Source organism: Shinella sp. GW821-FHT10F02, from assembly GCF_058809275.1.
This window is the reverse complement of the sequence record NZ_JBXASL010000002.1, coordinates 492,887-518,388: the sequence shown is the minus strand read 5'-3', so window position 1 is coordinate 518,388 and position 25,502 is coordinate 492,887. Positions and strand designations below refer to the sequence as shown.

22 protein-coding genes are annotated in these 25,502 nt (G+C 64.7%); 12 read left to right on the top strand and 10 right to left on the bottom strand.

The window, feature by feature from the left end; translation table 11 throughout:
- Nucleotides 1-34 precede the first annotated feature (34 nt).
- From AC1RWL_RS08275 to AC1RWL_RS08260, 4 genes are read left to right on the top strand one after another with little or no spacing between them, the layout of a single operon-like run.
- The gene (locus tag AC1RWL_RS08275; RefSeq protein WP_493094224.1) at nucleotides 35-700 is read left to right on the top strand and encodes a dimethylsulfonioproprionate lyase family protein; all 666 of its coding nucleotides are present in this window, start codon (nucleotides 35-37) and stop codon (nucleotides 698-700) included.
- Nucleotides 697-1,650: an ABC transporter permease gene (locus AC1RWL_RS08270; RefSeq protein ID WP_493094223.1), complete on the top strand. Its 954-nt coding sequence runs from the start codon at nucleotides 697-699 to the stop codon at nucleotides 1,648-1,650. The genes AC1RWL_RS08275 and AC1RWL_RS08270 overlap by 4 nt, the downstream gene beginning before the upstream one ends.
- The gene (locus AC1RWL_RS08265) at nucleotides 1,647-2,534 is read left to right on the top strand and encodes an ABC transporter permease (RefSeq protein ID WP_493094222.1); all 888 of its coding nucleotides are present in this window, start codon (nucleotides 1,647-1,649) and stop codon (nucleotides 2,532-2,534) included. The genes AC1RWL_RS08270 and AC1RWL_RS08265 overlap by 4 nt, the downstream gene beginning before the upstream one ends.
- 1 nt (nucleotide 2,535) lies before the next feature.
- The gene (locus AC1RWL_RS08260) at nucleotides 2,536-4,560 is read left to right on the top strand and encodes an ABC transporter ATP-binding protein (protein WP_493094221.1); all 2,025 of its coding nucleotides are present in this window, start codon (nucleotides 2,536-2,538) and stop codon (nucleotides 4,558-4,560) included.
- On the opposite strand, the gene AC1RWL_RS08255 is transcribed toward AC1RWL_RS08260, so the two are convergent.
- Entirely contained in the window at nucleotides 4,557-5,345 is a 789-nt protein-coding gene (locus AC1RWL_RS08255; RefSeq protein WP_493094473.1) for a pseudouridine synthase, read from the bottom strand. The two genes, AC1RWL_RS08260 and AC1RWL_RS08255, sit on opposite strands and share 4 nt — an antisense overlap.
- A gap of 106 nt (nucleotides 5,346-5,451) precedes the next feature.
- Here AC1RWL_RS08255 and prmB point away from each other — a divergent pair, with 106 nt between their 5' ends.
- Complete coding sequence (gene prmB, locus AC1RWL_RS08250) at nucleotides 5,452-6,369, top strand: 50S ribosomal protein L3 N(5)-glutamine methyltransferase (protein ID WP_493094220.1); 918 nt, start codon at nucleotides 5,452-5,454, stop codon at nucleotides 6,367-6,369.
- A 3-nt stretch (nucleotides 6,370-6,372) separates the two neighbouring features.
- Here the strand turns inward: prmB and AC1RWL_RS08245 are convergent, their stop codons facing one another.
- Nucleotides 6,373-8,823, bottom strand: coding sequence for a GcvT family protein (locus AC1RWL_RS08245; protein ID WP_493094219.1), 2,451 nt, complete (start codon nucleotides 8,821-8,823; stop codon nucleotides 6,373-6,375).
- A gap of 88 nt (nucleotides 8,824-8,911) precedes the next feature.
- Entirely contained in the window at nucleotides 8,912-9,694 is a 783-nt protein-coding gene (locus AC1RWL_RS08240; protein ID WP_493094218.1) for a DeoR/GlpR family DNA-binding transcription regulator, read from the bottom strand.
- A gap of 183 nt (nucleotides 9,695-9,877) precedes the next feature.
- Between AC1RWL_RS08240 and AC1RWL_RS08235 the strand changes: the two genes are divergently transcribed.
- Entirely contained in the window at nucleotides 9,878-10,894 is a 1,017-nt protein-coding gene (locus AC1RWL_RS08235) for a GlxA family transcriptional regulator (protein ID WP_493094217.1), read from the top strand.
- A 45-nt stretch (nucleotides 10,895-10,939) separates the two neighbouring features.
- Here the strand turns inward: AC1RWL_RS08235 and AC1RWL_RS08230 are convergent, their stop codons facing one another.
- The 6 genes from AC1RWL_RS08230 to AC1RWL_RS08205 form a co-directional block, all read right to left on the bottom strand.
- A complete protein-coding gene (locus tag AC1RWL_RS08230; RefSeq protein WP_493094472.1) occupies nucleotides 10,940-12,946 on the bottom strand; it encodes a putative 2-aminoethylphosphonate ABC transporter permease subunit in 2,007 nt (668 codons plus the stop codon).
- Nucleotides 12,947-12,948: 2 nt separating this feature from the next.
- A complete protein-coding gene (locus AC1RWL_RS08225) occupies nucleotides 12,949-14,112 on the bottom strand; it encodes a putative 2-aminoethylphosphonate ABC transporter ATP-binding protein (protein WP_493094216.1) in 1,164 nt (387 codons plus the stop codon).
- Between the two features lie 80 nt (nucleotides 14,113-14,192).
- A complete protein-coding gene (locus tag AC1RWL_RS08220) occupies nucleotides 14,193-15,203 on the bottom strand; it encodes a putative 2-aminoethylphosphonate ABC transporter substrate-binding protein (RefSeq protein ID WP_439615914.1) in 1,011 nt (336 codons plus the stop codon).
- A gap of 266 nt (nucleotides 15,204-15,469) precedes the next feature.
- Nucleotides 15,470-16,924 (bottom strand): phosphonoacetaldehyde dehydrogenase, encoded by a 1,455-nt coding sequence (phnY, locus tag AC1RWL_RS08215; RefSeq protein WP_493094215.1) that lies wholly within the window; start codon nucleotides 16,922-16,924, stop codon nucleotides 15,470-15,472.
- Between the two features lie 10 nt (nucleotides 16,925-16,934).
- Entirely contained in the window at nucleotides 16,935-18,197 is a 1,263-nt protein-coding gene (gene phnA / locus AC1RWL_RS08210; protein WP_493094214.1) for a phosphonoacetate hydrolase, read from the bottom strand.
- Between the two features lie 18 nt (nucleotides 18,198-18,215).
- Entirely contained in the window at nucleotides 18,216-19,418 is a 1,203-nt protein-coding gene (locus AC1RWL_RS08205) for a 2-aminoethylphosphonate--pyruvate transaminase (RefSeq protein WP_493094213.1), read from the bottom strand.
- A 199-nt stretch (nucleotides 19,419-19,617) separates the two neighbouring features.
- Between AC1RWL_RS08205 and AC1RWL_RS08200 the strand changes: the two genes are divergently transcribed.
- Complete coding sequence (locus AC1RWL_RS08200; protein ID WP_493094212.1) at nucleotides 19,618-20,493, top strand: LysR substrate-binding domain-containing protein; 876 nt, start codon at nucleotides 19,618-19,620, stop codon at nucleotides 20,491-20,493.
- Nucleotides 20,494-20,696: 203 nt separating this feature from the next.
- A complete protein-coding gene (locus tag AC1RWL_RS08195) occupies nucleotides 20,697-21,782 on the top strand; it encodes an acyl-CoA dehydrogenase family protein (RefSeq protein WP_493094211.1) in 1,086 nt (361 codons plus the stop codon).
- Between the two features lie 28 nt (nucleotides 21,783-21,810).
- On the opposite strand, the gene AC1RWL_RS08190 is transcribed toward AC1RWL_RS08195, so the two are convergent.
- On the bottom strand, nucleotides 21,811-22,275 hold the full coding sequence (locus tag AC1RWL_RS08190) for an RrF2 family transcriptional regulator (RefSeq protein ID WP_256116288.1): 465 nt from the start codon (nucleotides 22,273-22,275) through the stop codon (nucleotides 21,811-21,813).
- Between the two features lie 202 nt (nucleotides 22,276-22,477).
- On the opposite strand from AC1RWL_RS08190, the gene AC1RWL_RS08185 reads away from it, so the two are divergent.
- From AC1RWL_RS08185 to AC1RWL_RS08170, 4 genes are all read left to right on the top strand, one after another.
- Nucleotides 22,478-22,696, top strand: coding sequence for a hypothetical protein (locus tag AC1RWL_RS08185; RefSeq protein WP_493094210.1), 219 nt, complete (start codon nucleotides 22,478-22,480; stop codon nucleotides 22,694-22,696).
- A 54-nt stretch (nucleotides 22,697-22,750) separates the two neighbouring features.
- Complete coding sequence (gene tauA / locus AC1RWL_RS08180; protein WP_439615841.1) at nucleotides 22,751-23,755, top strand: taurine ABC transporter substrate-binding protein; 1,005 nt, start codon at nucleotides 22,751-22,753, stop codon at nucleotides 23,753-23,755.
- 94 nt (nucleotides 23,756-23,849) lie between these two features.
- Nucleotides 23,850-24,656, top strand: a complete 807-nt coding sequence (locus tag AC1RWL_RS08175; RefSeq protein WP_256116290.1) for a taurine ABC transporter ATP-binding protein — start codon at nucleotides 23,850-23,852, stop codon at nucleotides 24,654-24,656.
- Complete coding sequence (locus AC1RWL_RS08170; RefSeq protein ID WP_492647925.1) at nucleotides 24,653-25,498, top strand: ABC transporter permease subunit; 846 nt, start codon at nucleotides 24,653-24,655, stop codon at nucleotides 25,496-25,498. Before AC1RWL_RS08175 ends, AC1RWL_RS08170 begins: the two co-directional genes overlap by 4 nt.
- Nucleotides 25,499-25,502: the final 4 nt, after the last annotated feature.

Genomic DNA, 25,502 nt, shown 5'->3' with positions numbered 1-25,502 from the left:
CGGGGCAATCCGCCCCGTGGAAGAGGATAGCTGCATGACCACTTCCGCCCTGACCACATTCCTCATCTGTTTCGCCGATGCGCTTGAGCAGGACACGCAGCCCGTCTCGCGCTCGCACGCCGCCCGGCTCCGCCGCCTTGCCGAGCGCCTGCCGCCCATTCGCGACGTCGCGCCGGGCCGCGTGCCGATCCAGACGGCTTGCGAGGCCGAACTCGCAGCGACCGAAACGCCGCTTGCCCGGGCGCTTGCCGCCCTCCTGCCGGCCGTCCACATTACCCGCAGCACCAGCTATCTCGCCAACCCGCCCAGCAGCGATTTCGGCGCGAATTACGGCTACGGCGTCATCTGCGGCCCGCAGGGTGGCCCGCCGACGCTAATCGAAGATCCCGATATCGCCTTCGGGTTGATGTTTCTGGGGCCGAAGACGCACTATCCATTGCATCACCACCCCGCCGACGAGCTCTATTATACGGTCACCGCCCCTTCCTTCTGGCGGGCGGGCACGGCGGACTGGACCCGCCGCGGGATCGATGAAATCATCCACCATCCGCCGTGGCTGCCGCATGCGACGCTTTCGGCCGAGCGGCCCCTGGTGCTGCTCTACATCTGGGAGGGCGACCTCAAGACCGATGCCGCCTTCATTCCAGACACCGTGACGGCGGATGCCGCCCTCGTTTCCGTGGGATTGGATGCGACATGAGCGTTTTTCGCCTGCTTGCCAGCAGAATCCTCTTCTCGGCGCTGACACTGCTCCTCGTCTCAGTCCTGATCTTCCTGATCCTGGAGGCGCTTCCCGGCGATGTCGCCACCCGTATCCTCGGCCGTGACGCGACCGCCAGGGCGCTGGAAGTGCTGCGCAGCCAGCTCCATCTCGATCAGCCGGCGTTGGTGCGCTATTTCCACTGGCTCGGGGACTTCCTGCGCGGCGATCTCGGCGTGTCAATCGCCACCGGCCGGCCGATCGCCGACGTGCTCGGCCCCCGCATCGTCAACACGCTGCTGCTTTCGCTCTTCGCCTTCGTCATCTACCTCGTGCTGGCACTCGTGCCGGCCATCATCCAGGCGACGAACCGCGGCAAGGCTGTCGACAACGTCATCTCGGTCATCACGCTTGTCCTGCTTTCGTTGCCGGACTTTCTGCTGGCGACGATGCTGCTCTTCCTGTTTGCCGTCGCCGTGCCGATCCTGCCGGCACTCGCGACGATCTCGGAGGCCAGCACCTGGCAGGAGACGCTGCGCGCCATGGTGCTGCCCGCCGTGACGCTCGCCATCATGATGGCGGTCTATGCCATCCGCGTGCTGCGCGACAGCCTGATCGAGGTGCTGCGCTCGGACTATGTGCGCCTTGCGGAATTGAAGGGCCTGCGCCCTCGTGCCGTGCTCTTCCGCCATGCCTTGCCGAACGCCATCGTGCCGGCGCTCAACGTCACGGCGCTGAACCTCGGCTTCCTCATCGGCGGTGTCGTCATCGTCGAGCGGGTGTTTTCCTATCCGGGCTTCGGCACGCTGCTGATCGATGCGCTGCAACTGCGCGATATCCCGCTGATCAAGGCGACCGTGATGATCAGCGCCGCCGTCTATGTCGCTGCCAATCTCGTGGCGGACGTTCTCGCCATCCTGCTGCAACCGCGCCTGAGGGCAAGCCGATGAGCACGATCACCTCTCCCCCCGCCAAGCGCCTTGCCCGGTTCGAAGCCGCCCGCTGGCGCGCCACGCCCGGTCCCTTCAAGGTCGGCGCGGTCATCCTTCTCGCCCACGCGTTCTTCGCCCTCATCGGGGTCTTCTGGACGCCCTATGGCTTTGCCGAAATGGGCGCGGGCCTGCCGCTTTCGGGTGCGTCCTGGCAACATCCGATGGGCCTCGACCAGATCGGCCGCGACGTCTTCAGCCGCTTCATGCACGGCGCGCATATCGTGCTGCTGCTCGCCTTCGCCGGCACCATTCTCGGCATGGTCGCGGGCACCGCGCTCGGTCTCCTCTCGGGTTACATCGGCGGCTGGTTCGACGAAATCACGCAGCGCATCGTCGAGGCAATGATCAGCATTCCCTTCCTGGCGCTCGCCCTGGTCATGATCATCGCCGCCGGCCCGGCGCTTGCCGGCGAGCCGGTGCTGATCGTCTTCGTCGTCGGCCTCGTCTATGCGCCGCGCATCGCCCGCATCGCGCGCGCTGCCGCCATGGAAATCGCGACACGGGAATATGTCGCCGTGGCGGAGCTGCGCGGCGAAGGCACTTGGTCCATCGTCTGGCGCGAAATCCTGCCGAATGCCGCCAATGTGCTGCTCGTCGAGTTCTCGCTGCGCCTCAGCTATGCGCCCATCCTCATCGGCGCGCTCGGCTTCCTTGGTTTCGGCATTCGCCCGCCGACGCCGGAATGGGGCCTGATGATCAGCGAGAACCGCAACCTGCTGATCGCCTCGCCGGTGACGGTGTTCGGCCCGGGCCTCGGCCTCGCCTCCCTCGTCATCGGCTTCAACCTGTTCACCGATGGCCTGTCGCGCATGCTTGGCCAGCGGGCCGCCGCGGGAGCGTAAAATGCAAAACCTCATCGAAGTCCGCAATCTCAACATCGCCTATGGCAGCCCCGCCGGCTGGACCAATGTCGTCCAAGGCGTCTCCTTCGAGATCGCGCGCGGCGAGGCCTTTGGGCTCGTCGGGGAATCCGGCTGCGGCAAGTCCACCGTCGCCTACCGCCTGCTCGGCTACGGCACCGTCAACAGCCTGGTGCAGACCGGCGAGGTGCTGTTCGACGGCACCGACCTGCTGAAACTCGACGCAAAATCGCTCGGACGAATGCGCGGCAAACGCATCGCGCTGGTGCCGCAGAATCCGACGACCTCGCTCAGCCCCGGCATGCGGGTCGGCTCGCAGATCCGCGAGATGATCGCCACCCACAAGGCCTTGCCGCCCGGCATGACCATGCAGGCCCGCATCGCCGAGCTTTTTGCGCTGGTCGGCCTACCGGATGTCGGCCATCGCTATCCGCACGAGCTTTCCGGCGGCCAGCAGCAGCGGGTGACGATCGCCATGGCGGTTGCCTGCAATCCCGACCTGCTGGTGCTGGACGAGCCGACGACGGGCCTCGACGTCACCACGCAACGCCAGATCATCCAGCTTCTCGGCGATCTCAGAAGCCGCATCGGCATGGCGATGCTCTACGTGACGCATGACTTAGCGCTGCTCGCCCAGATCGCCGACCGGGTGGGCGTCATGTATGCCGGCCAGCTCGTCGAGGTCGCGCCCTGCGATCAATTGCTGGCGGCACCGGCGCATCCCTATTCGCGCGGCCTCATCGCCTCGATCCCGACCGTCGACGGCACGGAACGGCAGGCGCGCGGCCTGCGCGGCGTGCTGCGCCGCGACCAGATGTCCACCGGCTGCAAATTCGAGCCGCGCTGCGATTTCGCGACCGCCGCCTGTCGCAGCACGCCGCAGGTGCTGGAGCCGGTCGCGGACGCCCGCACTGTCGCCTGCATGAAATGGCGGGAGGCGGCGGTGCCGGAGACACCGGCCGTCAAGCCGCGGCTCGACGAAAGGGCCACGGCAAAGCCGGAGCGCCTGCTCTCGATCGCCGACCTCGATCTCACCTATCGAAAGCCGGGCCTTTTCGACAAACTCCTCGGCCGCATCAGCCCGTCCGTGGTGCGCGATATCGATCTCGAATTGCGCGGCGGCGAAGTGGTGGCGCTCGTGGGCGAATCCGGTAGCGGCAAGTCGACCATTGCCCGCGCTATCAGCGGCCGCCTGCCGCCGCGCGCGGGTTTGATCAGCCTCGATGGCGGCCTGCTTGATCCGGCGCTGAAGAGCCGATCCGTCGAGCAGTTGCGGCAGATCCAATACATCTTCCAGAACCCCGACGCCTCGCTCAATCCCCGCCGCCGCATCCGGGCGATCCTCGAACGCCCGCTCGACCATTTCGGCATCAAGACCGATGAGAAAACGTTGGAGGCCGTGCTGGGGAATGTCGGCCTGCATGCCGGTTATCTCGAACGGTTCCCGGAGCAGCTTTCCGGCGGCGAGCGGCAGCGCATCGCCATTGCCCGCGCGCTGCTGGTCAATCCGAAACTTTTGATCTGCGACGAGATCCTGTCGGCGCTCGATGTCTCGGTGCAGGCGCGCATCGTCGAACTGCTGCGCTCCCTCAAGGAGAAACACGCCGTCGCGATGCTGTTCATCTCGCACGATCTCGCCGTCGTACAGCAGCTCGCCGACCGGGTGGCGGTGCTCTATCGCGGCGAATTGATGCAGCTGGCAGAGACCGAAACCCTGCTCGCCGCACCGCTGCATCCCTATACCGAGATGCTGCTGGAGGCGGCACCCGGCCTCAGCAAGGACCATTACGTCTCCCGCCCGGCGGCCATGCCGGGTTCAAAGCCGGTGCCGGGCATCGGCTGCCCGCTCGCCGGCCGCTGTCCCCGACAGGTCGGCAGCGTCTGCGCCGAGACGCGGCCGCCGGTGCAGGCCACCGGCAGCGGTTTCATCCGCTGCCACGTTCCGGTCGGAAAACTGGCGACCCGCGCGGTTCCGCCGGCGGAAAAACGGCCGGTCGCCGCTCTCTAGGCGATGCGGGACGCGACGAGCCGGCGCAGGCCCTCGACCTCGCCGTCTTCCAGCGCCCGCACCGCGCCTTTTTCCAGATCGCCGAGCGCGAGATTGCCGATCGAGACGCGCACGAGCCGCAGGCAGGCGATGTTCATCGCCTCCAGCATGCGGCGGATCTGGCGGTTGCGGCCTTCGTCGAGTTCGATTTCGAGCCAGGAATTCTTGTCGCCTTCGCGCAGCTTCCGCACGCTTTTCGCGCGCAGCAATTCGCCGTCATGGCGCACACCGGCCTGCAGGGCGTCGAGAAGCGCGTTGTCGGCAAGGCTGTCCATCTGGACGTGATAGGTCTTTGCGACATGGGTTTCGGGATCGAGCAGCGCCTGGGCGAATTCCGTGTCGTTGGTAAAAAGCAGCAGGCCTTCGCTCGCCTTGTCGAGGCGGCCGACAGGAGAAAGATGGGCGTGGTCGAGCTGTTTCAGGCAGTCGTAGACCGTTGGCCGGCCTTCCGGATCGTGCCTTGTGGTGACGAGGCCACGCGGCTTATTGAGCATCAGGTAGACCCGCTCTTCCGCCGCGACGGCCTTGCCATCCACGGCGATCACCGCGTTCGAAAGATCGACCCAGGTGGCCGGATCGGTGACCACGCGGCCGGCAAGCGCCACCCGTCCCGCCGCGATCAGCTCTTCGGCCTGCGTGCGTGAACAATAGCCGAGCTTGGAGAGCGCGCGTGGCAGCGTGACGCGCTTGCCGCCCGGCGCCGGCTCTACCTTTCGAGGAGCGGCCGGTTTCTGCCGCTTGCGAATGTCCTTCATGACGCCGTCCTTGAAACCTGCCATATGTCCCGGGATCGGTTGACCCGCCGGCCTTTCTGATTCTAAAGCACCGTCTTAGCAAATAAGTGAGAGTGCGTTGACCCAGGACGATATTACCCGCGAACTCGTGACGCTGCGCGATTACTGGCGTTATGCGATTTCCCGCTTCAACGCCGCCGACCTCAGCTTCGGCCACGGCACGACGACCGCTGGCGACGATGCCGCCTTCCTGCTGCTCGATTCGCTCGACCTGCCGATCGACGCGCTCGATCCCTTCCTCGATGCCCGCCTGCTTCCCTCGGAACGCAAGCTGCTCGCCGAGCGCATCGAGACGCGCGTGACGACCCGCAAACCCTCCGCCTACATCACCGGCCGCGCCTATATCCAGGGCGTGCGGTTCCTTGTCGATGAGCGGGTGATCGTACCGCGGTCGCATATCGGCGAGATCCTATTTAACGAATATGTGAATTCGCCGGGCTCGTCCTTCCTGCCCGACCCGATGGCGGTGACCAGCGCCGTCGACATCTGCACCGGCTCCGGCTGCCTGGCGGTGCTTGCCGCAAAGTTCTTCCCCTATGCCGCGGTCGATGCGGTGGATCTCTCCGCCGACGCGCTGGACGTGGCGCGGCTGAACCTCGCTGAACACGAGGTGGAGGATCAGGTCACCCTGCATGAAGGCGACCTCTTCGCGCCGCTTGCCGGCCGGAGATACGACCTGATCATCACCAACCCACCCTATGTCGACCACGCCGCGCTGGGCGCTTTCCCCGCCGAATTCCGCGCCGAACCGCAGATGGCGCATGACGGCGGCGAGGATGGGCTCGATCTCGTGCGCCAGATCCTGGCAACGGCAGGCGATCGCCTCAATCCCGGCGGCGGCATGATCTGCGAGATCGGTTCGGGCCGGGAAATCCTGGAGGAGGAATTCCCCCATCTGGAATTCCTCTGGCTGGAAACGGCGGAATCCCAGGATGCGGTGTTCTGGATTTCCGCCGAAGCGCTGGGCGTGGCGTGATCGCTACGCCTTGACCCGCAGGCTCTTCGGGTCATAGGCCGGGGAAAGCCAGGCCGTGACCGCGAAGCGCTCGCCGGCAAGCTCGACCTCGAAGCGGCCACTGGTCAAAAAGTCCTTGTCGACGCCGGACGGATGTTCGACGAGGGCAAGGGCCACGGCGCGGCCGAGCGTGTGGCCATAGGCGGCCGAGCGGACTTCGCCGACCGGTTTGCCATCCCGCAGCACCAGCTCGCCGCCCCACAGCATGGGCGACGGATCGTCCACGGTGAACTGCACGATGCGACGCGCCGGGATGCCCTTCGCCTTGGCTTCCACAAGCGCTTTCCGGCCGATGAAGCCGCTCGGCTTGTCGAGCGAGACCGCGAAGGCGAGACCCGCCTCGTAAGGGTTGATATCCGGCGTCAATTCCCGGCTCCAGGCGCGAAAACCCTTTTCCAGCCGCAGCGCTTCCAGCGCGTAATAGCCGCAATCCACGAGCCCGACGTCGCGGCCCGCCTCCTGCAAGGCCTCGTAGACGCCGACGGTGAATTCCGTCGGCACGATCAGCTCCCAGCCGAGTTCGCCGACATAGGTCATGCGGTTGGCATAGGCCGTGGCATAGCCGATATCGATCTCGCGGACCGTCGCGAAGGGGAAGGCCTCGTTCGAAAGGTCCGCGGAGGTGAGGCGTCTGAGAATGTCGCGCGAGCGCGGCCCCATCAGTGCCAGGACGGCATAGGCCGAGGTGACGTCGGTCAGCGTGACATGGGCGTCGGCGGGAATGTTCTTGCGGATCCAGTCCGCATCATGCACCGCCTGCGCGGAGCCGGTGACGAGGAGAAAGCGGTCTGCCGCAAGGCGCAGCACCGTAAGGTCGCTTTCATAGCCACCGCGTGCGTTCAAGAGGCCCGTATAGATCGACCGACCGATGGCGACGTCGATTTCGGCGGCGCAGATGCGGTTCAGCGCTGCGGCGGCATCGCGCCCCTGCACGAGGAGTTTCGCGAAGGAGGTCTGGTCGAAGAGGCCGGCGGCCTCGCGCGTCGCGGCCATCTCGCGCTTCACGGCCTCGTGCCAGTTCTGCCGGCCGAAGGCATAGTCCGTCACCGGCGTCTCGCCTTCGCCGGCAAACCAGTTGGCGCGTTCCCAGCCCATTTTCGAGCCGAAGCAGGCGCCCTTGGCGGCAAGCCGGTCGTAGAGCGGCGAGCGGCGGAAGGGGCGTGCGGTGTCGAGCTCCCGGTTCGGCCAGGGCATGGCATAGTGCAGGCCGAGCGTTTCCTTGACGCGGTCGTGCAGCCAGCGCGGATTGTTGTTGAAGCCGGCAAAACGGCGGATGTCGACCGGCCAGAGGTCCATGGTCGGCGCGCCGTTGACGATCCACTCCGCCAGCGCCCGGCCGGCGCCGCCGGCACTCGCAATGCCCATCGAGTTGAAGCCGGCGCCGACATAAAAGTTCTTAAGTTCCGGGGCTTCGCCGAGGATGAAGTTGTTGTCCGGGGTAAAACTTTCGGGGCCGTTGTAGAACTTCTTCACCTCGGAGGTCGCAAGCTGCGGCACGCGTTCCAGCGCGCTCTGCATGAGGATCTCGAATTGGTCCCAGTCATCCGGCAAGAGGGCGAATTCGAAATCGTCCGGAATGCCGGCCATGCCCCAGGGCTTGGCCTCCGGCTCGAAACCGCCCATGACGAGGCCGCCGACCTCTTCCTTGAAATAGATATAGCCGTCCGGATCGCGCATGACCGGCAGGTCCGGATGCACGCCCTCGATCTTGCCGGTGACGATATACATGTGCTCGGCTGAATGCAGCGGCACCGGGACGCCGCACATCTGGCCGACCTTGCGCGCCCACTGGCCGGCGCAATTGACGACGATCTCGGCGGCAATCGTGCCGCGGTCGGTCTCGACGCCGGTGACGACGCTGTTCCTGGTCGTGATGCCGGTCACCCGCACGCGCTCGAAGATGCGCACACCGCGGTTGCGCGCGCCTTTTGCGAGCGATTGCGTGAGGTCGGTGGGATTGGCCTTGCCATCGCCCGGCAACCAGACGGCGCCGGCGAGATCGTCGATCGCCATGACCGGCCAGAGGTCCTGCGCCTCCTTCGGCGAGATCACCTCGATGTCGACACCCTGCGCGCGGGCCGAGGCGGCGGTGCGCTTCAGCACGGTCATGCGGTCGGCCGTGCGGGCAACGGAAACGGAGCCGCAATTCTTCCAGCCGGTGGCGAGCCCGGTTTCGGCCTCCAGCTCGCTATAGAGCTGCGTGGAATATTTGATGAGGCTCGTCATGTTGGCGTGGCTGCGCAACTGGCCGACGAGACCGGCGGCATGCCAGGTGGTGCCGCCGCTGAGCTGCCCCTGTTCGAGCAGCACGACATCGCGCCAGCCGAGCTTGCTCAGATGATAGGCGACCGAACAGCCGATGATGCCGCCACCGACGATGACGACCTGTGCCTGCGTTGGAAAATCCTGTGCCATGTGACGACCTCCCGGAACCATGGAAGGCCGTACTGTAACAAGGCACCGGCAGATAACAAGACAAAAAGTTACAAAAGATTACATTATCTCACGTCGAGACGATCAGGCTCGGCCCCTTTCGCTCCAGCGCCTCGCAGATCGCCTCCGGTGGACGGCGGTCGACGATCACCCCGGCAGCCAGTTCGAAACGCGGAATGCGCAGCGGCGTGAGCCGACCGAACTTGGAGCTGTCGAGCACGAAATAGGCTTTTCCCGCCAGTGCTGCCATGCGCGAGCGCTGCTCGGCGCCGCTGCGCGTAAAGTCCGTCACCTCGCCATCCGGCGACAGGCCGCCGCCGCCGAGGAAGGCGACATCCACCCGGAAATGGCTGATCGCCTCCAGCGCATCGATGCCGACCGCGGCCTCCTCCACCGGGTCGATCTCGCCGCCGAGCATGTGTACGCGCACCAGCGGCTGGCGGCACATCAGCAGCGCGATGGACAGCGACGTGGTGCAGATTGTCAAGTTCTTGCGCTCGGTCAGCGCCTGCGCGACGGCGAGCGTCGTGGTGCCGGAATCGAGGAAGACCACCATGCCGTCGCGTACCAGATCGGCGGCGGCGCGGCCGATTGCCGCCTTGGCCCCGGCATTCTCTTCGCGCCGCTCCGTGAAAGCCGCCTCGGTCGGTTCGAACAGGGTGGCGCCGCCGTGCACGAGATCGAGCTGGCCGCGGTCCGCCAGGCGTTTGAGGTCGCGGCGGATCGTCTGCCGCGACACGTCGAAGAAGTCGGCAAGCGCGGTGATGCTGACCGTTCCATCCGCAGCGAGGCGGCGAAGAATCTCGCCATGGCGGCGGGGCGCGAGGGCGCGGGTGTTTTGAGACTCTGACATGGTCCTATCTGCGATCATTTTTGTCGCTTTGACAAGCAGGGCGGGAAAATCGGCGTTTCATGGCTGCTTAGTGCCTTTGGAGCGCAGGAAATTCAGCCGAAAGCGCTCCCTCTATGTCCAAACATGTTGCAAAATGTAATTATTATTTGCATTCTTCGCCCACACCGCATTGGGAGGAAAACGATGCAACAGGCCTATGCACAGACCGGCAGCTTCACCTTCTATCTGCTCGATGGTTTTGCGCTGCATGCCTTTTCCGCAGCGACCGAAGCGCTGCGCCTCGCCAATGAAGCAGCCGGCCGCGCGGTCTATGACTGGCGGATCGTCACCGCGGATGGCGGGCCGGTCCAATCGTGCTGTGGCACGCGCCTTGCGGCCGACGGTTCACTCGCCGAGGCGCGCGACCGTCTGCACCAGGCCGGGCATCCGCGCGTCGTCATCTGTGGCGGACGCGCCGTGCCGCCGTCCGACCGGGCACTCGAAGGCTGGCTGCGGCTCTGCCGGCGCTGCCGGGTTCCGCTCGCAGGCCTTGCCGGCGGGCTTTACAGCCTGGCGCGGGCCGGCGTGCTCGATGGGCGCCGTTCGGCCGTGCACTGGGAGCATTTTCCGGATTTCTCCGAACGGTTTGCCGCGGTCGATGCCCGCCAGACGGCGTTCGAGATCGACGGCGATCTCTTCACCTGTGCCGGCGGCAATGCGCCGTTCGACATGATGCTCGGCATCGTCGAGGCCGATCTGGGGCAGGATATCGCCAACCGCATCTGCGAAATGGCGCTGTGCGAGCGCGTGCGGCCGGCCGGCGAGCGCCAGCGGCTACCGCTCCAGGCCCGCCTCGGCATCGACAATGCAGTGCTGATCGCCGTCATTGAGCAGATGGAGGCGAACCTGTCCGAGCCGTTGAAGCTCGCGGAGATGTCGCCGGCAACCGGCCTCTCCCGCCGCAAGATGGAGCGCCTGTTCCGTCGCGAAATGGGGCGGTCGCCGGCGCGCTATTATCTCGATATGCGGCTGGAGCGGGCGCACCTGCTGCTGCAGAATTCGTCGCTGCCCGTCATCGAGATCGCCATGGCTTGCGGCTTTTCCACTGCCTCGCATTTCTCGCGCACCTATCGGGAGCATTATGGCTGCACGCCGCAGCAGACGCGGATGGCGGAAATGGAACGGCGCCGGCTCGACCGGCCGGAGCGACGCGTGGCGTGAATGGGAGGGCGCCGGGTGCGCTCTCGCACCCGGCGTGGGCCTTGGCTATCGCCAGGCCTGGGTGCGGGCCAGCAGGCCGCGCGCGATCAGCGCGTGGATGAACTTGGCGGCGACATTCGTGTAGAAGATCATCATGCCCATGGCCGCTGCCGGGGCGATATCGCCGGCATCGTCCATGTTGAGCACGGCGACGGAGGCGAGCTTCGTATCCGTGGCGTAGAGGAAGACGACCGCCGAGACCGTCGTCATCGCATTGACGAAGAGATAGATCGCGATGTTAAGGATCGCCGGCAGGCAGACGGGCACGGTGACCCGGAAGAACAGCCGGTGGAAGGGCTGCTTGAGGGAGGCTGCGACGGATTCGAATTCCGGATCCATCTGCTTCAGCGCGGTCAGCGCCGTCAGGTGTGCGACGGTGTAGAAGTGCGTGACCGTTGAGACGACGAGGATCGTCATCGTGCCGTAGATGGCGTTGAGCGGATTGGCCGGATTGTTGAAGAAGAAGATATAGGCAAGGCCCAGCACCATGCCCGGCACGGCCATCGGCATCATCGCCAGGAAATGGAAGATGCCGCGGCCGAGGCGGAAACCATCCGCCTTTTCCACCATATAGGCGCCGGCGAAGACGACGAGCGAGCCGAACAGCGCCGTCAGGAGGGCGAGCTGGATGGAATTGCCATAGGCCGCCCAGCCGCCGCCATCCATCAGGTCGAAGGCGAAATTCTTCGTCGTCAGCGTCAGGTCATAGGGCCAGAATTTCACCAGCGCCGCGATCTGGCACATGGCGATCATGCCGAGGATGAACAGGCTGACGAGGCAGGCGAAGGCAAAGCAGATCGCGTCCAGCCGGGCGTTGGGCTTCGGCGAATAGGGCACGGCGCGCGCCGAGAGCAGCGCCACCTGGCGCTTCTGCATGCGGCGATCGACGGCGAAGGCGAGGATTGCCGGAACGAGCAGGATAACGGAGACGACGGCCCCCATTTCGAAATTCTGCTGGCCGATTACCTGCTTGTAGATATCGACCGCGAGCATGCCATATTGCCCGCCGATCACCTTGGGCAGGCCGAAATCGGTGATGACCAGCGTGAAGACGACGAAGGCGGCCGAGACGAGGCCGTAGCGCGCGCCCGGCACGGTGACGGTGGTGAAGGTGCGCCATTTGCTGGCTTTCAGCGAGGCGGCGGCCTCGTAATGCCGTGCGTCGGCGACGGAGAGCGCGGTCAGGATGATCAGGAAGGCATGCGGCAGGGTGAAGAAGACCGAGCCGATGACGATGCCGATGGGACCATAGATGGAGTAGCCCATCAGCCAGTCCTTGAAGACACCCTGGTTGCCGAAGAGATAGACGAGCGCGATGCCCGGCAGCAGCGACGGCACGAGGATCGGGATCGTCAGGATGCCGCGGAACAGGCCTTTCAGCGGCATGCAGCTTCGCGTCAACCCATAGGCGAGCGCGAAGGCGATGGAGATCGTCACCACCGTGCTGATCGCCGCCATCAGCACCGAATTGTAGATGGAACGGGCAAGGGCCGGCGTCGAGAAATAGGTCTTGAAGTTTTCAAGGCCGAGGCTGCTTGCCGGCCGGAGCACGACGCGCCGGAACGTGCCGGAATCGTATTCCCGCCATTGCGTGCCCTTCTCCAGCGTGGAGCCCGCGAGGAAGGCCGTATCGGCGGTCGTGCCGCGGATGCGGTAATGGACGGAGCTGCGGAAGCTGAAATCCGGGAAGAATTTCGTGGCGGCGAGCCGGCCGTCGGAGCTGCTGTCGAGCTCCTCCTGCGTGACGGCGCCAAGCTGTTGGTTGAGCGCCTCCGCGGTGACGATCGGCCCCCAGTTGGCGCCCGTTTCGTCGCTCACCTGGAATTGGAAGGCCGTGAGATCGAAGCGGTAGGTCGATAGCGATTTCGATAGCATGACGGCGAGCGGCGCGCCAAGGGCGATGATCAGGTAGAGCCCGATGACGGCCATGAAGCCGAGCTTGATGCGGTCGTCGCGCGAGGATTCCTGCCGGACGCGCTTACCGGGCGGGGCGAAGTCGAGTGCAAGTGTCATCGTCACGCCCCCCTCGGAAAGAGCAGCAGGCGGTCTTGCGGGATCTCCACCTGGATGACGCCGCCCGTCTCGATCTGCAGCCGGCGCACCGCATTGACGGAGAAATCGGCGACAAGCGTGCGCTCGCCGAGCCGCGGTGCCGTCAGCCGCGTGCGCCAGAACATGCCGAGGAATTCCATCTCCCGCACTTCGGCATCGATGAGGTTCTGCGGCGTCGTCGGCCGGTCGACGGCATTGACGGCATGGGCATAGGCGCCATGCGGGATGATATCGACCGGGCGCACGACGGCTGTTGCGGTGTCACCCGTCGCGAAATCCTCCGTCAGACAGCAGAAGGCCGAATGGCCGATCTCGACCTGGCCATCGTGCAGGACCTTTGCGGGAAACTGGTTGGTCTCGCCGATAAAATCGGCAACGAACAGGGTTTTCGGATGGCGGTAGATTTCGGTCGGCGAGCCGACCTGCTCGATGACGCCGTGATTCATGACCACGATGCGGTCGGCCATGGCGAGCGCTTCTTCCTGGTCGTGCGTCACCATGATGGTCGTGACGCCGAGCTTGCGTTGCAGCGACTTGATCTCGTGGCGCAGGTGCACGCGCACCTTGGCATCGAGCGCCGAAAGGGGCTCGTCGAGCAACAGCAGGCCGGGGGAAATGGCGATGGCGCGGGCAAGCGCGATGCGCTGCTGCTGGCCGCCGGAAAGCTGGGCAGGATATTTTTTGCCATGCGCCGACAGGCCGACCGTTTCCAAGAGTTCCGCGACGCGCGCGGTGATCTCCGCCCGGGAGCGGCCGGTGTTTTCCAGGCCGAAGGCGATATTCTGCTCGATCGTCAGGTTCGGGAACAGCGCGTAGGACTGGAAGACGATGCCGTAATCGCGGCTGGAGGCCGGCAGGCTCGAAATGTTGCGGCCACCCTGCAGGATTTTCCCGTGGGACTGGAGGTCGAGGCCGGCAATGGCCCGGAGCAGGGTCGTCTTGCCGCAGCCGGAGGGGCCGAGGAAACAGACGAACTCGCCCTTGGCGATGCTGAGCGAAATGTCGCGTAGGGCTACGAAATCACCGTAGCTCTTCCAGAGATCGGAGATTTCCAGATAGGAAGCCGCCTCTCCGGGCGCGCGGTGAATGCTCGTGGGTGTCGGTTCGATCGACATGGCATGTCTCATCTGCAAGCTCCGCTGGCTGTCAGGCACGTTTCGAGAATGCGAAGGGCGGAGCGCTTGGCGCCCCGCCCTGCCGATCGATATCAGCTCTTCGGCTCCGACTTGGCGTCGTAGCGCTTCTGCCATTCCTTCAGGATGGTGGCGCGGTTGTTCGCGGCCCATTCGAAGTCGTTCTCGATCATCTTGGAGGCGATGTCGGACGGCAGGTGTTCGACCGCCTTGGCGACGCCCGGATAGGCGACAACGGCGTAACCGACATTGTACATCTCGTTGGCTTCCTTGGTGACGGACCAGTCGACCAGGGTCTTGGCGGCCTCGAGGTTCGCCGTGCCGGCGATGATCGCCGTCGCCTCGGCTTCCCAGCCCGAACCTTCGGACGGGAAGATGATGTCGATCGGCGCGCCGGCGCTTTTCGCCTTGGCGCCGGGGAACTCGAAGGACACGCCGATCACCGCTTCGCCAGCACCCGCCATCTTGCAGGGTTTCGAGCCGGAATGGGTATAGGCCGAGATGTTTTCGTGCAGCTTGTCCATGAAGGACCAGGCCTTCTCCTCGCCCCACATCTGCACCCAGCCCGAGACGTCGAGGAAGCCGGTGCCGGAGGAGGCCGGGTTCGGCATGACGATATGGCCCTTGTATTCCGGCTTCGTCAGGTCTTCCCAGCTCGTCGGCGCCTTGAGGCCAAGCTTTTCGCCCTCAACCGTATTGTAGCAGAGGGCCGCGACATAGGCGTCCATGCCGACCCAGCTCGGCGGGTTGTCCTTGTCGACGAATTTCTTGTCGAGCGCCTCGACGCCCTTCGGCGCATAGCCTTCCAGCATGCCCTCGGTCTTGAGGAGAAGCAGCGATGTCGCAGCCAGCCCCCAGACGACGTCGGCCTGCGGATTGTCCTTTTCGGCGAGCAGCTTCGCCGTCATGACGCCGGTGGAATCGCGCACCCAGTTGATCGTGATGTCGGGATGCGCCTTCTCGAAGGTCGCCTTGTAGCGGTCGAGATCGACGGCCTCGACGGCGGTGTAGACGGTGAGTTCGCTCTGGGCGAAGGCAATGGTCGGAAGCACGGCGGACATGGCGCCGGCAAGCAGAAAAAGCATGCGTCTGTTCATGATTGAAAATCTCCTCTGAAGGCCTGGAAAAACCGGGGAAGCGCGGCGGGTGATCTAGTTGTCGCCCTTTGATGATCGGCTTCGAGAGGCATTCTGCGCAGGGGTTTTCGGTAAGTAAAATTTATTATTCTTATCGTTCGGAAGGTAAAATCTATAGGTTTCGCGCGCGAAAACAGGCCTTTTCAGCAACGAAAAAAAGGGAGCCGCGCGAAGGCAGCTCCCAGAAAGGGTGATCCCGCAGGGGTTTGCCTAGATCACCAGGGCAGGGAAAACGTCTTGACGTTGGTAAAGCTCTTCATCGCCTCGATGACACCTTCCTTGTAGCCGTTTCCGGAATCCTTGATGCCGCCGAAGGGGGACATCTCGATGCGGTAGCCGGGCACTTCCCAGATGTTCACCGTGCCGACCTTGAGCCCCGCTATGTATTTCTGCATGCGGCGGAAATCGTTGGTGCAGACACCGGAGGAGAGGCCGAAGGCCGTGGAGTTGGAAAGCGCGATCAGCGCATCGTCGTCATCCGGCGCGCGGACGATCGGGATGATCGGCGCGAAGGTTTCCTCCATCACGAGTTCGCTCGAATGCGAGACGCGGTCGATGACGATCGGCGGCAGCAAGGCACCCTGCCGGCCCGGATTGTAGAGGATCTCCGCCCCCTCCTCCGCGGCCTTGTGCACGCGGCGCTCGAAGACTTCCGCGGCCTTGGCATGCACGACCGTGCCGAGATCCGTCGTGCGATCCATCGGATCGCCGAACCGGAGCTTCTTCGCCCGCTCCAGCGCCAATGGCACGAAACGATCGGCGACGCGCTCCTGGCAGAGGATGCGTTTGACGGCCGTGCAGCGCTGGCCGGAATTTTTCGTGGCCCCTGCGACAGCCAGGTCGGCGGCTCTGGCGAGATCGTCGTCCGACAGGTCGTTGAGGATGATCAGCGGGTCGTTGCCGCCGAGTTCGAGGATCTGGCGCTTGTAGTGGGCGTGCGCGGCGATCAGTTTTCCCACCGGCACGCTGCCGGTGAAGGTGATGAGGTCGAAATTCGGGTTGGTGATCATCTCCATGCCGATATCGCCCGGCCAGCCGGTGACGACGGAGAGCATTTCCGGCGGCAGGCCGGCCTCATAGAGAATATCCGCCAGCACCAGCGCCGTCATCGGCGTCAGTTCCGTCGGCTTCAGGACTACGCAATTGTTGGTGGCGATGGCCGGCGCCACCTTGTGCGCCACCATGTTGAGTGGGTGGTTGAAGGGGGTGATCGCCGAAATGGCGGTCAGCGGCTCGCGGGTGGTGAAGATCTTGCGCGCCTTGCCGTGCGGGGTGAGGTCGCAGGAGAAAATCTCGCCATCGTCGTGGATGCACATCTGCCCTGAGAGCGTGAAGACATCGAAGGCGCGGCCGACCTCGTAGAGCGAGTCCTGCTTGGAAATGCCGAGCTCCAGCGTGATGAGATCGGACACCTCCTCCTTGCGGGCGACCAGCAGGTCGGCCGCCTTGAGCAGGATGCGCTGGCGCTCATAGCGCGTCAGCTTCGGCTGGTAGGCGGCGGCGATCTCGAAGGCCTTGCGGGCATGCTCCGCATTGCCTGCCGGAACGGTGCCTATGACGGCATCGTTCCAGGGATAGTGCACCTCGACCACGCCCTCCGTGTCGACCTTCTTGCCGGCGATCCGCATCGGTTCGTGGCGGATCGCGAATGTCGTTTCGACCTTGGTCATCATCCGCTCCTTATTGCGCCGGCTGCGCGGCTGCGACGAGCGCGTAGTAGAAGGCATCGAAGTTGCGCAGCGTGCCGGCGGAAAGAAGCTCCGGCAGCGTGCGGTTGGCGATGAAGGGCACTTCCTGCTCGGTGAGGCCGCCATGGGAGCGCAGCGGCTCGTTGAGTGCGGCAAGATCATGCCGGTGCTCGCTGGTGCCGAGCGTCTTGTTCTCGGAGGAGACGAGCACAATGTCGCCGATGCGGTCGTCCGGCAGTTCGAAGCGCACGCAGGCTTCCGGGCGCGACAGCACGACGTCGATGCCCTCGATCGCCTTCAGCCGCTCGATGATCTCCTCCTTGTCCGTGCCTTCCGGCAGGTAGGCAGTGGCGAAGGAGCCGAGCGCGCCATGATGCACGACATAGGGATCGGTGATCGGCAGGATGACGCGGGCGGCATCCTTGCCGAGCCATTGGTCAAGCAGGTCCTGCACATAGATCACGTCCGGCGAGCCATCGGCCTTGTGCTTCGGCTTCATGCCATGGTCGGCGGTGACGATAATAGCGGCACCCAGCGCGTCGAGTTCGGTCAGGTACTTGTCGAACATCTCGTAGAAGGCATTCGCCTGCGGCACGCCGGGGGCATATTTGTGCTGCACATAGTCCGTCGTCGTCAGGTACATGACGTCCGGGCGGAATTCCTTGAGGAGCTTCACGCCGGCCGCAAAGACAAACTCGGAGAGTTCCGCGGAATAGACCTCCGGCACCGGCCGGCCGAGCCAGGCCGAAGCATTGTCGATGCCGTGTTCCGCCTTGGTCGTCGTGTCGGACTTTTCCGAGGAAAAGCAGATCGCCCTGCCCTCATCGAACTTCAGGCCATGGCCGAGCAGTGCCCGCAGCTTGTCCTTCGCCGTCACGACGGCGACCTTGGCGCCGGCATCGTAGAAGGCCTTGAAGACGGTCGGTGCGCGGAGGAACCGCGGGTCGTTCATCATCACTTCCTTGCCGGTCGCCGGCTCATAGAGATAGTTGCCGCAGATGCCGTGGATCGACGGCGGGCGGCCGGTGGCGATCGACAGGTTGTTCGGGTTGGTGAAGCTCGGGATGACGCTGAGCGCGGTACGCTCGGTTCCCGTCTTGCGGATGCGGGCGAGCGTCGGCATCAGGCCCGCCTTGATGGCCTCGTCGAGATAGGCCGGCTCGCAGCCGTCGAGGCAGATGGCGATGGCCGGAACATTCGGCCAGGGATAGGTGCGCCGGTTGGCGGTGACGGTGAGCTTGGACATCTGGTTCATCGGAAATTCCATCCTTATTCAGGCCGCGAGGCGGCTGCGTTCTTCAAGTGCAATGGCCGGGGGCGCGGCATTGTCGACGCCCATTTCGGCAAGGGAGGAGCGGGCGGCATCCACCACGCGGCGCATGACATGTTCGTCCATGCGGCCGATGCAGCCGACGCGGAAACTGTCGACGACCGTCAGCTTGCCGGGATAGATGATGAAGCCCTTGTCCTTCATCAGCGCGTAGAAGCGGTCGAAGGCGAAGGCCGGATGGGCCGGGCTGAAGAAGGTGACGATGATCGGCGACAGCCAGCGGTCGGCGAGCAGCGTCTCGAAGCCGGCCTCGCGCATGCCGGCTACCATGACATCGCGGTTGCGGGCATAGCGGGCGCCGCGGGCGGCAACGCCGCCTTCTTCGCGATGCAGGCGCAGCGCCTCCAGAAAGGCGGCGACCACATGGGTCGGCGGCGTGAAGCGCCACTGGCCGGTCTTGTTCATGTAGTCCCACTGGGCGTGGATATCGAGGCTCAGCGAATGGCTGCGGCCCTTGGCGGCTTCCAGCTCGTTCTTGCGGGCGATGACGAAGCCGAAGCCCGGCACGCCCTCGATGCACTTGTTGGCGGAGGAGACGATCGCCTCGTAGCGGAAGTCGGCGATGCCGGCGGGCACGGCGCCGAAGGCGCTCATCGAATCGACGATCAGCTTGCGGCCGCGGGAATAGACGGCGTCGGAGATTTCCTTGAGCGGGTTGAGGATGCCCGAGCTCGTCTCGCAATGCACGACGACGACATGGCTGATGGCCGGGTCGGCATCCAGCGCGGCAACGACTTCGGGGCCGCGCGGCGGCATGTAGTCGCCCTTGTCGATCGTCAGATGGTCGCGGCCGAGATAGGCGAGCGTCTGGGCGATGCGCTTGCCATAGGCGCCATTGCTCAGCACCAGCACCTTGCCGTCGCGGGGAACGAAGCTGCCGAGCATCGCCTCGACCGAAAATGAGCCGCTGCCCTGCATGGGTACGCAATCGAACTCGCCGGCCGTATCGCCGGCGATGTCAAGAAGCTGGCGGCGCAGGTCCGCCGTCATGGCGCGGAAATCGGCATCCCACGAGCCCCAGTCCCGCAGCATCGCTTCCTTGACCGAATAGGCTGTCGTCAACGGGCCGGGCGTCAGGAGATAGGGTTCGCCGAGCCTTGGCGTTTCCAGCGGCGCGATGGTTCTGTCAGAAGCGGTGTTTGGCATGGTCCGTCCTCGCATTGGCGTCTCTGGAGCGACAATGAGGCGGGCAGACATATATGTAAAATCGTTCTTTTGTATGAAAATATAGATTCAGCTTATGATGATGCAGGCGGCTAAAGCTGGATGCGCCTTTTGCCCTTTACATAAGAGGAATCGTTCGGTCTGATGATTGCATCACCTTGATCGATCGAAAGACGGCTCCATGCGCTATGTCCAGCTTCGCGCTTTCCATAACGTGGCCATCCACGGCGGCTTTTCGCGTGCGGCCGAAGCGCTCTTCCTCACCCAACCGGCCATTTCCGACCAGGTGCGCAAGCTGGAGGAGGAATACGACGTCCTGCTCTTCAACCGCAACAAGAAGCAGGTGACGCTCACCCAGGCCGGCCAGCAGCTTCTGGAAGTCACCCGCCGCATGTTCGACGTGGAGCAGCAGGCGCTCGATCTTTTGTCGGAATCGCGGGCGCTCCGGGCTGGCAAGCTGCGGATCGTCGCGGACGCCGCCCACCATCTGCTGCACATCCTCGCCGCCTTCCGCCGCGCCTATCCGACCGTGCAGGTCTCGATCGACGCCGGCAATACCGAGACGGTCATCACCAGCCTGCATGCCTATGAGGCGGATATCGGCGTTCTCGGCGAGATCCCGCAATCCAGCGACTTCGAGATCCTGAAGCTCAATTCGACGCCGATCATCGCCTTTGCCAGCCGCGATTATCCCCTCGCCGGCCAGACGGAGATCACGCTTGCCGAACTCGCCAAGCACCCCCTGGTCTTTCGCGAGCGGGGCTCCAAGACCCGTCAGAAGCTGGAAGCGATGGCGGCGCAATGTGGCGTCACGCTGACGCCGCTCATCGAGGCGGAGGGGCGCGAGGCGGTTCGCGAGATCGTCGCGGCAGGCGGCGGGGTCGGTTTTGTCTCTTCCGCCGAATTCGGCCAGGACAACCGGCTTGTCCCGATCCGCATCGATGCGCCGGAAATGCTGATGGACGAGGCGCTCATCTGCCTGCGCGAGCGCAGCAACGGCAAGCTCGTCAACGCCTTCTACGAAGTCGCCCGCAAGCTGGCGCAAACGGCGGGTTGAGGGCCCCACCAGCCGCGCAGTGCGGCTTCTCAAGAAAAAGCCGAGGGTTTTTCGCGAGGCGATCGCCGCTTTTTCGTGGTAGCGTTATGGCGGTTTCATCGATCGGGTGGCGTAAAATCAATCTATACAATCTCTATAGAATGTGATCTTTTTGCCCCGGTTAAGCCTGTGCGCCTGAAACGGCATCCGCAAGGAGAGACGACATGGGTATGATCTCGTCAGCACTCGACCGCCCAACGCGAACCGCCGCCGTCATCAGCACCGAGGACGAGGCGCTGACCGTCGTCGGCACGATTGCCGGCATTTTCAGTGCCGCCGCGGGCGGCACGCTGGCAACGGCGGAAGCCCGCCTGGACCTTCTGTCCCGTTCGGGCCTGTTCGGCATTTCCGTGCCGACGGAGTATGGCGGCATCGACGTTTCCAATACGGTGCTGGCGGATGTCTGCGCCGTGGCGTCGGCGCAATCCGCCACGCTGGGCGAGATCCTTGCCGCCCATTTCGTCGTGCTCGAAGAGCTTCGCAGCCACGGCACGGACGGCCAGCGCAGCGGGGTTTTCTCCGCTGCCCTTTCCGGCGCGCGGCTTGCCCGCGCCGTCCCGCGGCGCAATGGCGAGGAGGCCGAAACACTGCCGCTCGCCGCAAGCGGCCTTGCCTGGCGGCTCAGCGGTGAAGCGCTCTGTACGCCGTGCACCCGCCACGCCGACTGGCTGCTGGTGCCGACCCGCAACGACGGAGGCAAGGCCGCAAGCCTGCTGCTGCCGACGCGTATCGACGGCCTGCACTATGTCGCCAACAATTGCGAGCCGGCAAACGGCGCACCGCAATCGGCCGAACATGTGCTGTTCAAGGACGTGCTGGTCGATGGCGATGCCCTGCTGCATGCGCCCGGCGAGGTTGCGGTGCCGCATTCCCTCAGCCTGCTCTTGGGGGCCGCAAGGCAATTGGGCGCCGGCCAGCGGGCACTCGGCCGTGTGCTGGACAAGGCGGATGGCGATGTTTTCGAGGCCGGCCTGCTTTCCGCCCGCCTCGCCGCCGCGCAGGCCATGGTCGCCGAGGCGGGTCGCGCCATAGACGCGGCGCAGATCGGGATTGCCGACCAGCACAGGACGAACGCCTTCCTGGCCGCCACCGCGGCCCGTACCGTGGCGCAGGAAGCTGCCGATCATCTTCGAGCGGCAGGCGGCGGTGCGCAGCAGGAGGGCCTGCCGGCGAATCTCGTCGAGGCGCTCAGGCAAAGCGGCCGGCTGCGCCGCGAAGCACACCGCAACCCGCAGGATGAAGAAAACTAGGGTTTTTCGCCGGTTTGCGGGCGTGGCTTCAGCCGACCCGCTTTTCCAGCTCTTCGTCGTCGATCATCGCGGCAGCGCCCGGCACGGCGACGAACTGTTCGAGCGTCATAGTGTCGAGAATGGCGGCGATGGCGTCGCGCACGTCGGTCATGGCGCGGCGGACCTGACAGGTTTCCGGATCGGCACAATCCTCGCAAGCCTCATAGGCGGTGCGGCTTGCGCAGCGGATGGGCGCCAACGGTCCGTCGAGCACGCGGATGGCGTGGCCGATTCGGATTTCCGAGGCCGGATGGGAGAGCGAATAGCCGCCGCCTGGCCCTTTCTTGGAGCGCAGCATGCCGGCATTGCGCAGTTCCAAGAGAATCGTGTCGAGGAACTTTTTCGGAATGTTGTTTCGAAGCGCGATCTCGCTGACGAAAGCGGTTTGGCCCGGCGCCAGCCGTGCGAGGTCCACCAAGGCCTTCAGTCCGTATTTTCCCTTTTTCGTCAGCATTTCAGCCTGCTTTCCATCAGCATATGTGCATTACCCGGATATGCCCGGCAGCGCGGACGCGCACGCCGCGTCCCGCTGTTTCCATCCGTCGTCCTCGGGAAGATCGATCGGCTCACCTTTGACGGGTGATTCTGGCTCATTCTTGGCACCGGAGTGCGAAAAACATATAAAAACAATATAATTTATTTATGAGCATAACGCCATGGAAATTGGCATTCTCCGTCAACCCCTTATGCCGATTTTTGGCCCCGGCGTGCCCATTTCGCATCATTTTTCGCGACAATCGGTATTTCTTCTGCTCGCCATCAATTTTGCACCAGGCGCGCCGTTCCACCCGAACCGCAGAAAAACGCAAAACCAATTGCGGCAAGGCCGGCAAATTGAGGCAAATATTTCTCTACTAAATTTATGGAATGGATAGCCTGAATTACCGGCCCGCGGCAGACCGCGGCAACGGCAATTTGAGGAGAGGACCATGACCATCAACCGCAGAACCCTGCTTGCCGCGACCGCCGCCCTTGCCATGGCCGCGTCGTTCGGCACCGCCTTTGCGCAAGAGGTGACGCTCAACATCGGCTACCAGCCGATCGTCGAGCCGTCCCGCGTGCCCCAGGCCGACGGCACCTATGAGAAGGTGACCGGCGCCAAGATCAACTGGCAGAAATTCGACGGCGGCGCCGACGTGATCGCGGCGATCGCCTCCGGCTCGCTCGATATCGGCTATGTCGGCTCCTCGCCGCTGGCCGCCGCCTCCAGCCGCGAACTGCCGATCGAGCTGATCTACATCGTCGGCCTGATCAGCGAGGCGGAAGCGCTCGCCGTGAAGTCGATCGAGAAGCCGGAAGATCTCGTCGGCAAGAAGATCGCCACGCCCTTCGTCTCCACCGCCCATTACAGCCTGCTGACGGCGCTGAAGCACTGGAAGGTCGATCCGAAGTCGGTCGAGATCCTCAACCTGCGTCCGCCGGAAATCGCGGCCGCCTGGGAACGCGGCGATATCGACGGCGCCTATGTCTGGGATCCGGTTCTGGCGCAGCTCAAAAAGAGCGGCACGGTGCTTGCGACCTCGAAGGATGTCGCCGATTGGGGCGGCCCGACCTTCGACGCCTGGATCGTCAGCAAGAAGTTTGCCGAAGAGCATCCGGACGTCGTGACGGCCTTCGTGAAGGTGACGGGCGATGCGACCGCCGCCTATCGCGCCAATCCGGACGCCTGGAACGCCACCTCGCCGGAAGCCGAGAAGATCGCGCGGCTGACCGGCGCCAAGCAGGACGAGGTTCCCGCGCTCCTCAAGGGCTACGTCTTCCCGACGCTGGAAGAACAGGCCGGCGAGGCGCTGCTCGGTGGCGGCACGGTGAAGGCCGTGGCCGATACCTCCGCCTTCCTGCTGGAACAGGGCAAGATCCCGTCGGCGCTCTCCGACTACAAGCCTTACATCTCCACGCGCTGGGTCACGGACGCGACGAAGCTGTCCTACTGACCGGCGACAAATCCTGCGGCGGAGGTGGCCCGGCGGCGTGAAAGCGCTGCCGGGCCATCGCCGACAGATAGGCCAAGACACTCCCGGAGGTTCCATGAGCATCCTGACATTCCGCAACGTTTCGCTGCGTTATCCGCCAAGGGCGGGACGGGGCGGCGCCGCTGAAAAACTCGTCCTCGACGGCATCAACCTGCAGGTCGCCTCGGACGAGCTGGTCGCCATCATCGGGCGTTCCGGCTCCGGCAAGACGAGCCTGCTCAACCTCGCCGCCGGGTTTCTGGAACCGACCTCCGGCTCCATCACCGTCGACGGCGTGCCCATCAAGGGGCCGAATGCCGACCGAGCGGTGGTCTTCCAGGACGACGCGCTCTACCCTTGGCTCGACGCGCGCGACAACATCGCGCTTCCCTTCAAGCTCAAGGGCGTTCCGCTCGCCGAACGGCGCGAGAAGGCCCAGCAGCTTCTCGAACGCGTCGGGCTTGCGGATGCCGGCGACCGGCGCATCTGGGAGCTTTCCGGCGGCATGCGCCAGCGTGTGGGCATTGCCCGGGCGCTTGCCGCCGAGCCGCGCTTCCTGCTGCTCGACGAGCCGCTCGGCGCGCTCGATGCGCTGACCCGCACGCGCATGCAGGCCTTCCTGCTGCGCATCAAGGCGGAAAGCGGTGCTGGCGCGCTGCTCATCACCCATTCGATCGAGGAGGCGCTGCTGCTCGGTACGCGCGTCGTCGTGCTGTCGCCCAATCCGGGGCGCCTGACGGCGGAAATCGAGGCCGGCTTCAATGCGGAGGTGCTGAACGGTACGCCGGTCGCCACCGTCAAGGCCTCGCCGCTCTTCAAGCGTATGCATGCCGGGCTCAACGGCCTCATCCAGTCCACCACTGACGAGGAGTTGGCCGCATGACGCTCTCCACCGATATCGAAGCCCTGCCGCAGCCGGTCGAGACCACCACGGAGGACGCCCTCCCCCGTGCATCGCGCCCTGTCCCGATCGCCGTCATTTCGACCATCACCGTCGTTGCGATCATCGGGCTGTGGGGCCTGGCCTCCGCCTATGCGCTGGTCTCGCCCGTCTTCCTCCCCTCGCCGCGGCAGGTCGTCATCGCTCTCTATAACCTCGTCGTGACCGGCTTCGTCGATTCGACGCTGGCCGAGCATGTCGGCGCCAGCCTCTACCGCATTTTTGGCGCGCTCATTGCGTCGATCCTGATCGGCATTCCGGCCGGCATTGCCATCGGCACGAGCCGCGTCGGCCGCGGCATCCTCGATCCGATCGTCGAATTCCTGCGTCCGCTGCCGCCGCTCGCCTACCTGCCGCTCGTCATCATCTGGGTCGGCATCGGCGAGGCGTCGAAGATCACGGTGATCGCGCTTTCCATGCTGCCCTCGATCATCCTGTCGACCTCAGCGGGCGTGCGCGGGGTCTCGAAGGACCATGTCAACGCGGCTCGCTCGCTCGGCGCCAGCAAGCGGCAGGTGCTGACGGAAGTGGTGCTGCCGAGCGCCGTGCCGTCGATCCTCACCGGCATCCGCATCGCGCTCGGTGCGGGCTGGACGACGCTGGTCGCGGCGGAACTGGTGGCGGCGACGAGCGGCATCGGCTTCATGATCCAGTCGGCGGCGCAATTCCTCGTCACCGACATCGTGATTGCCGGCATCATCGTCATCGCGTTGATCGCCATCCTGCTGGAATTCATCGCGCGGCTGATCGAGCGCCGCCTGGTGCCCTGGGCCTCGCACCGCTGAAAGC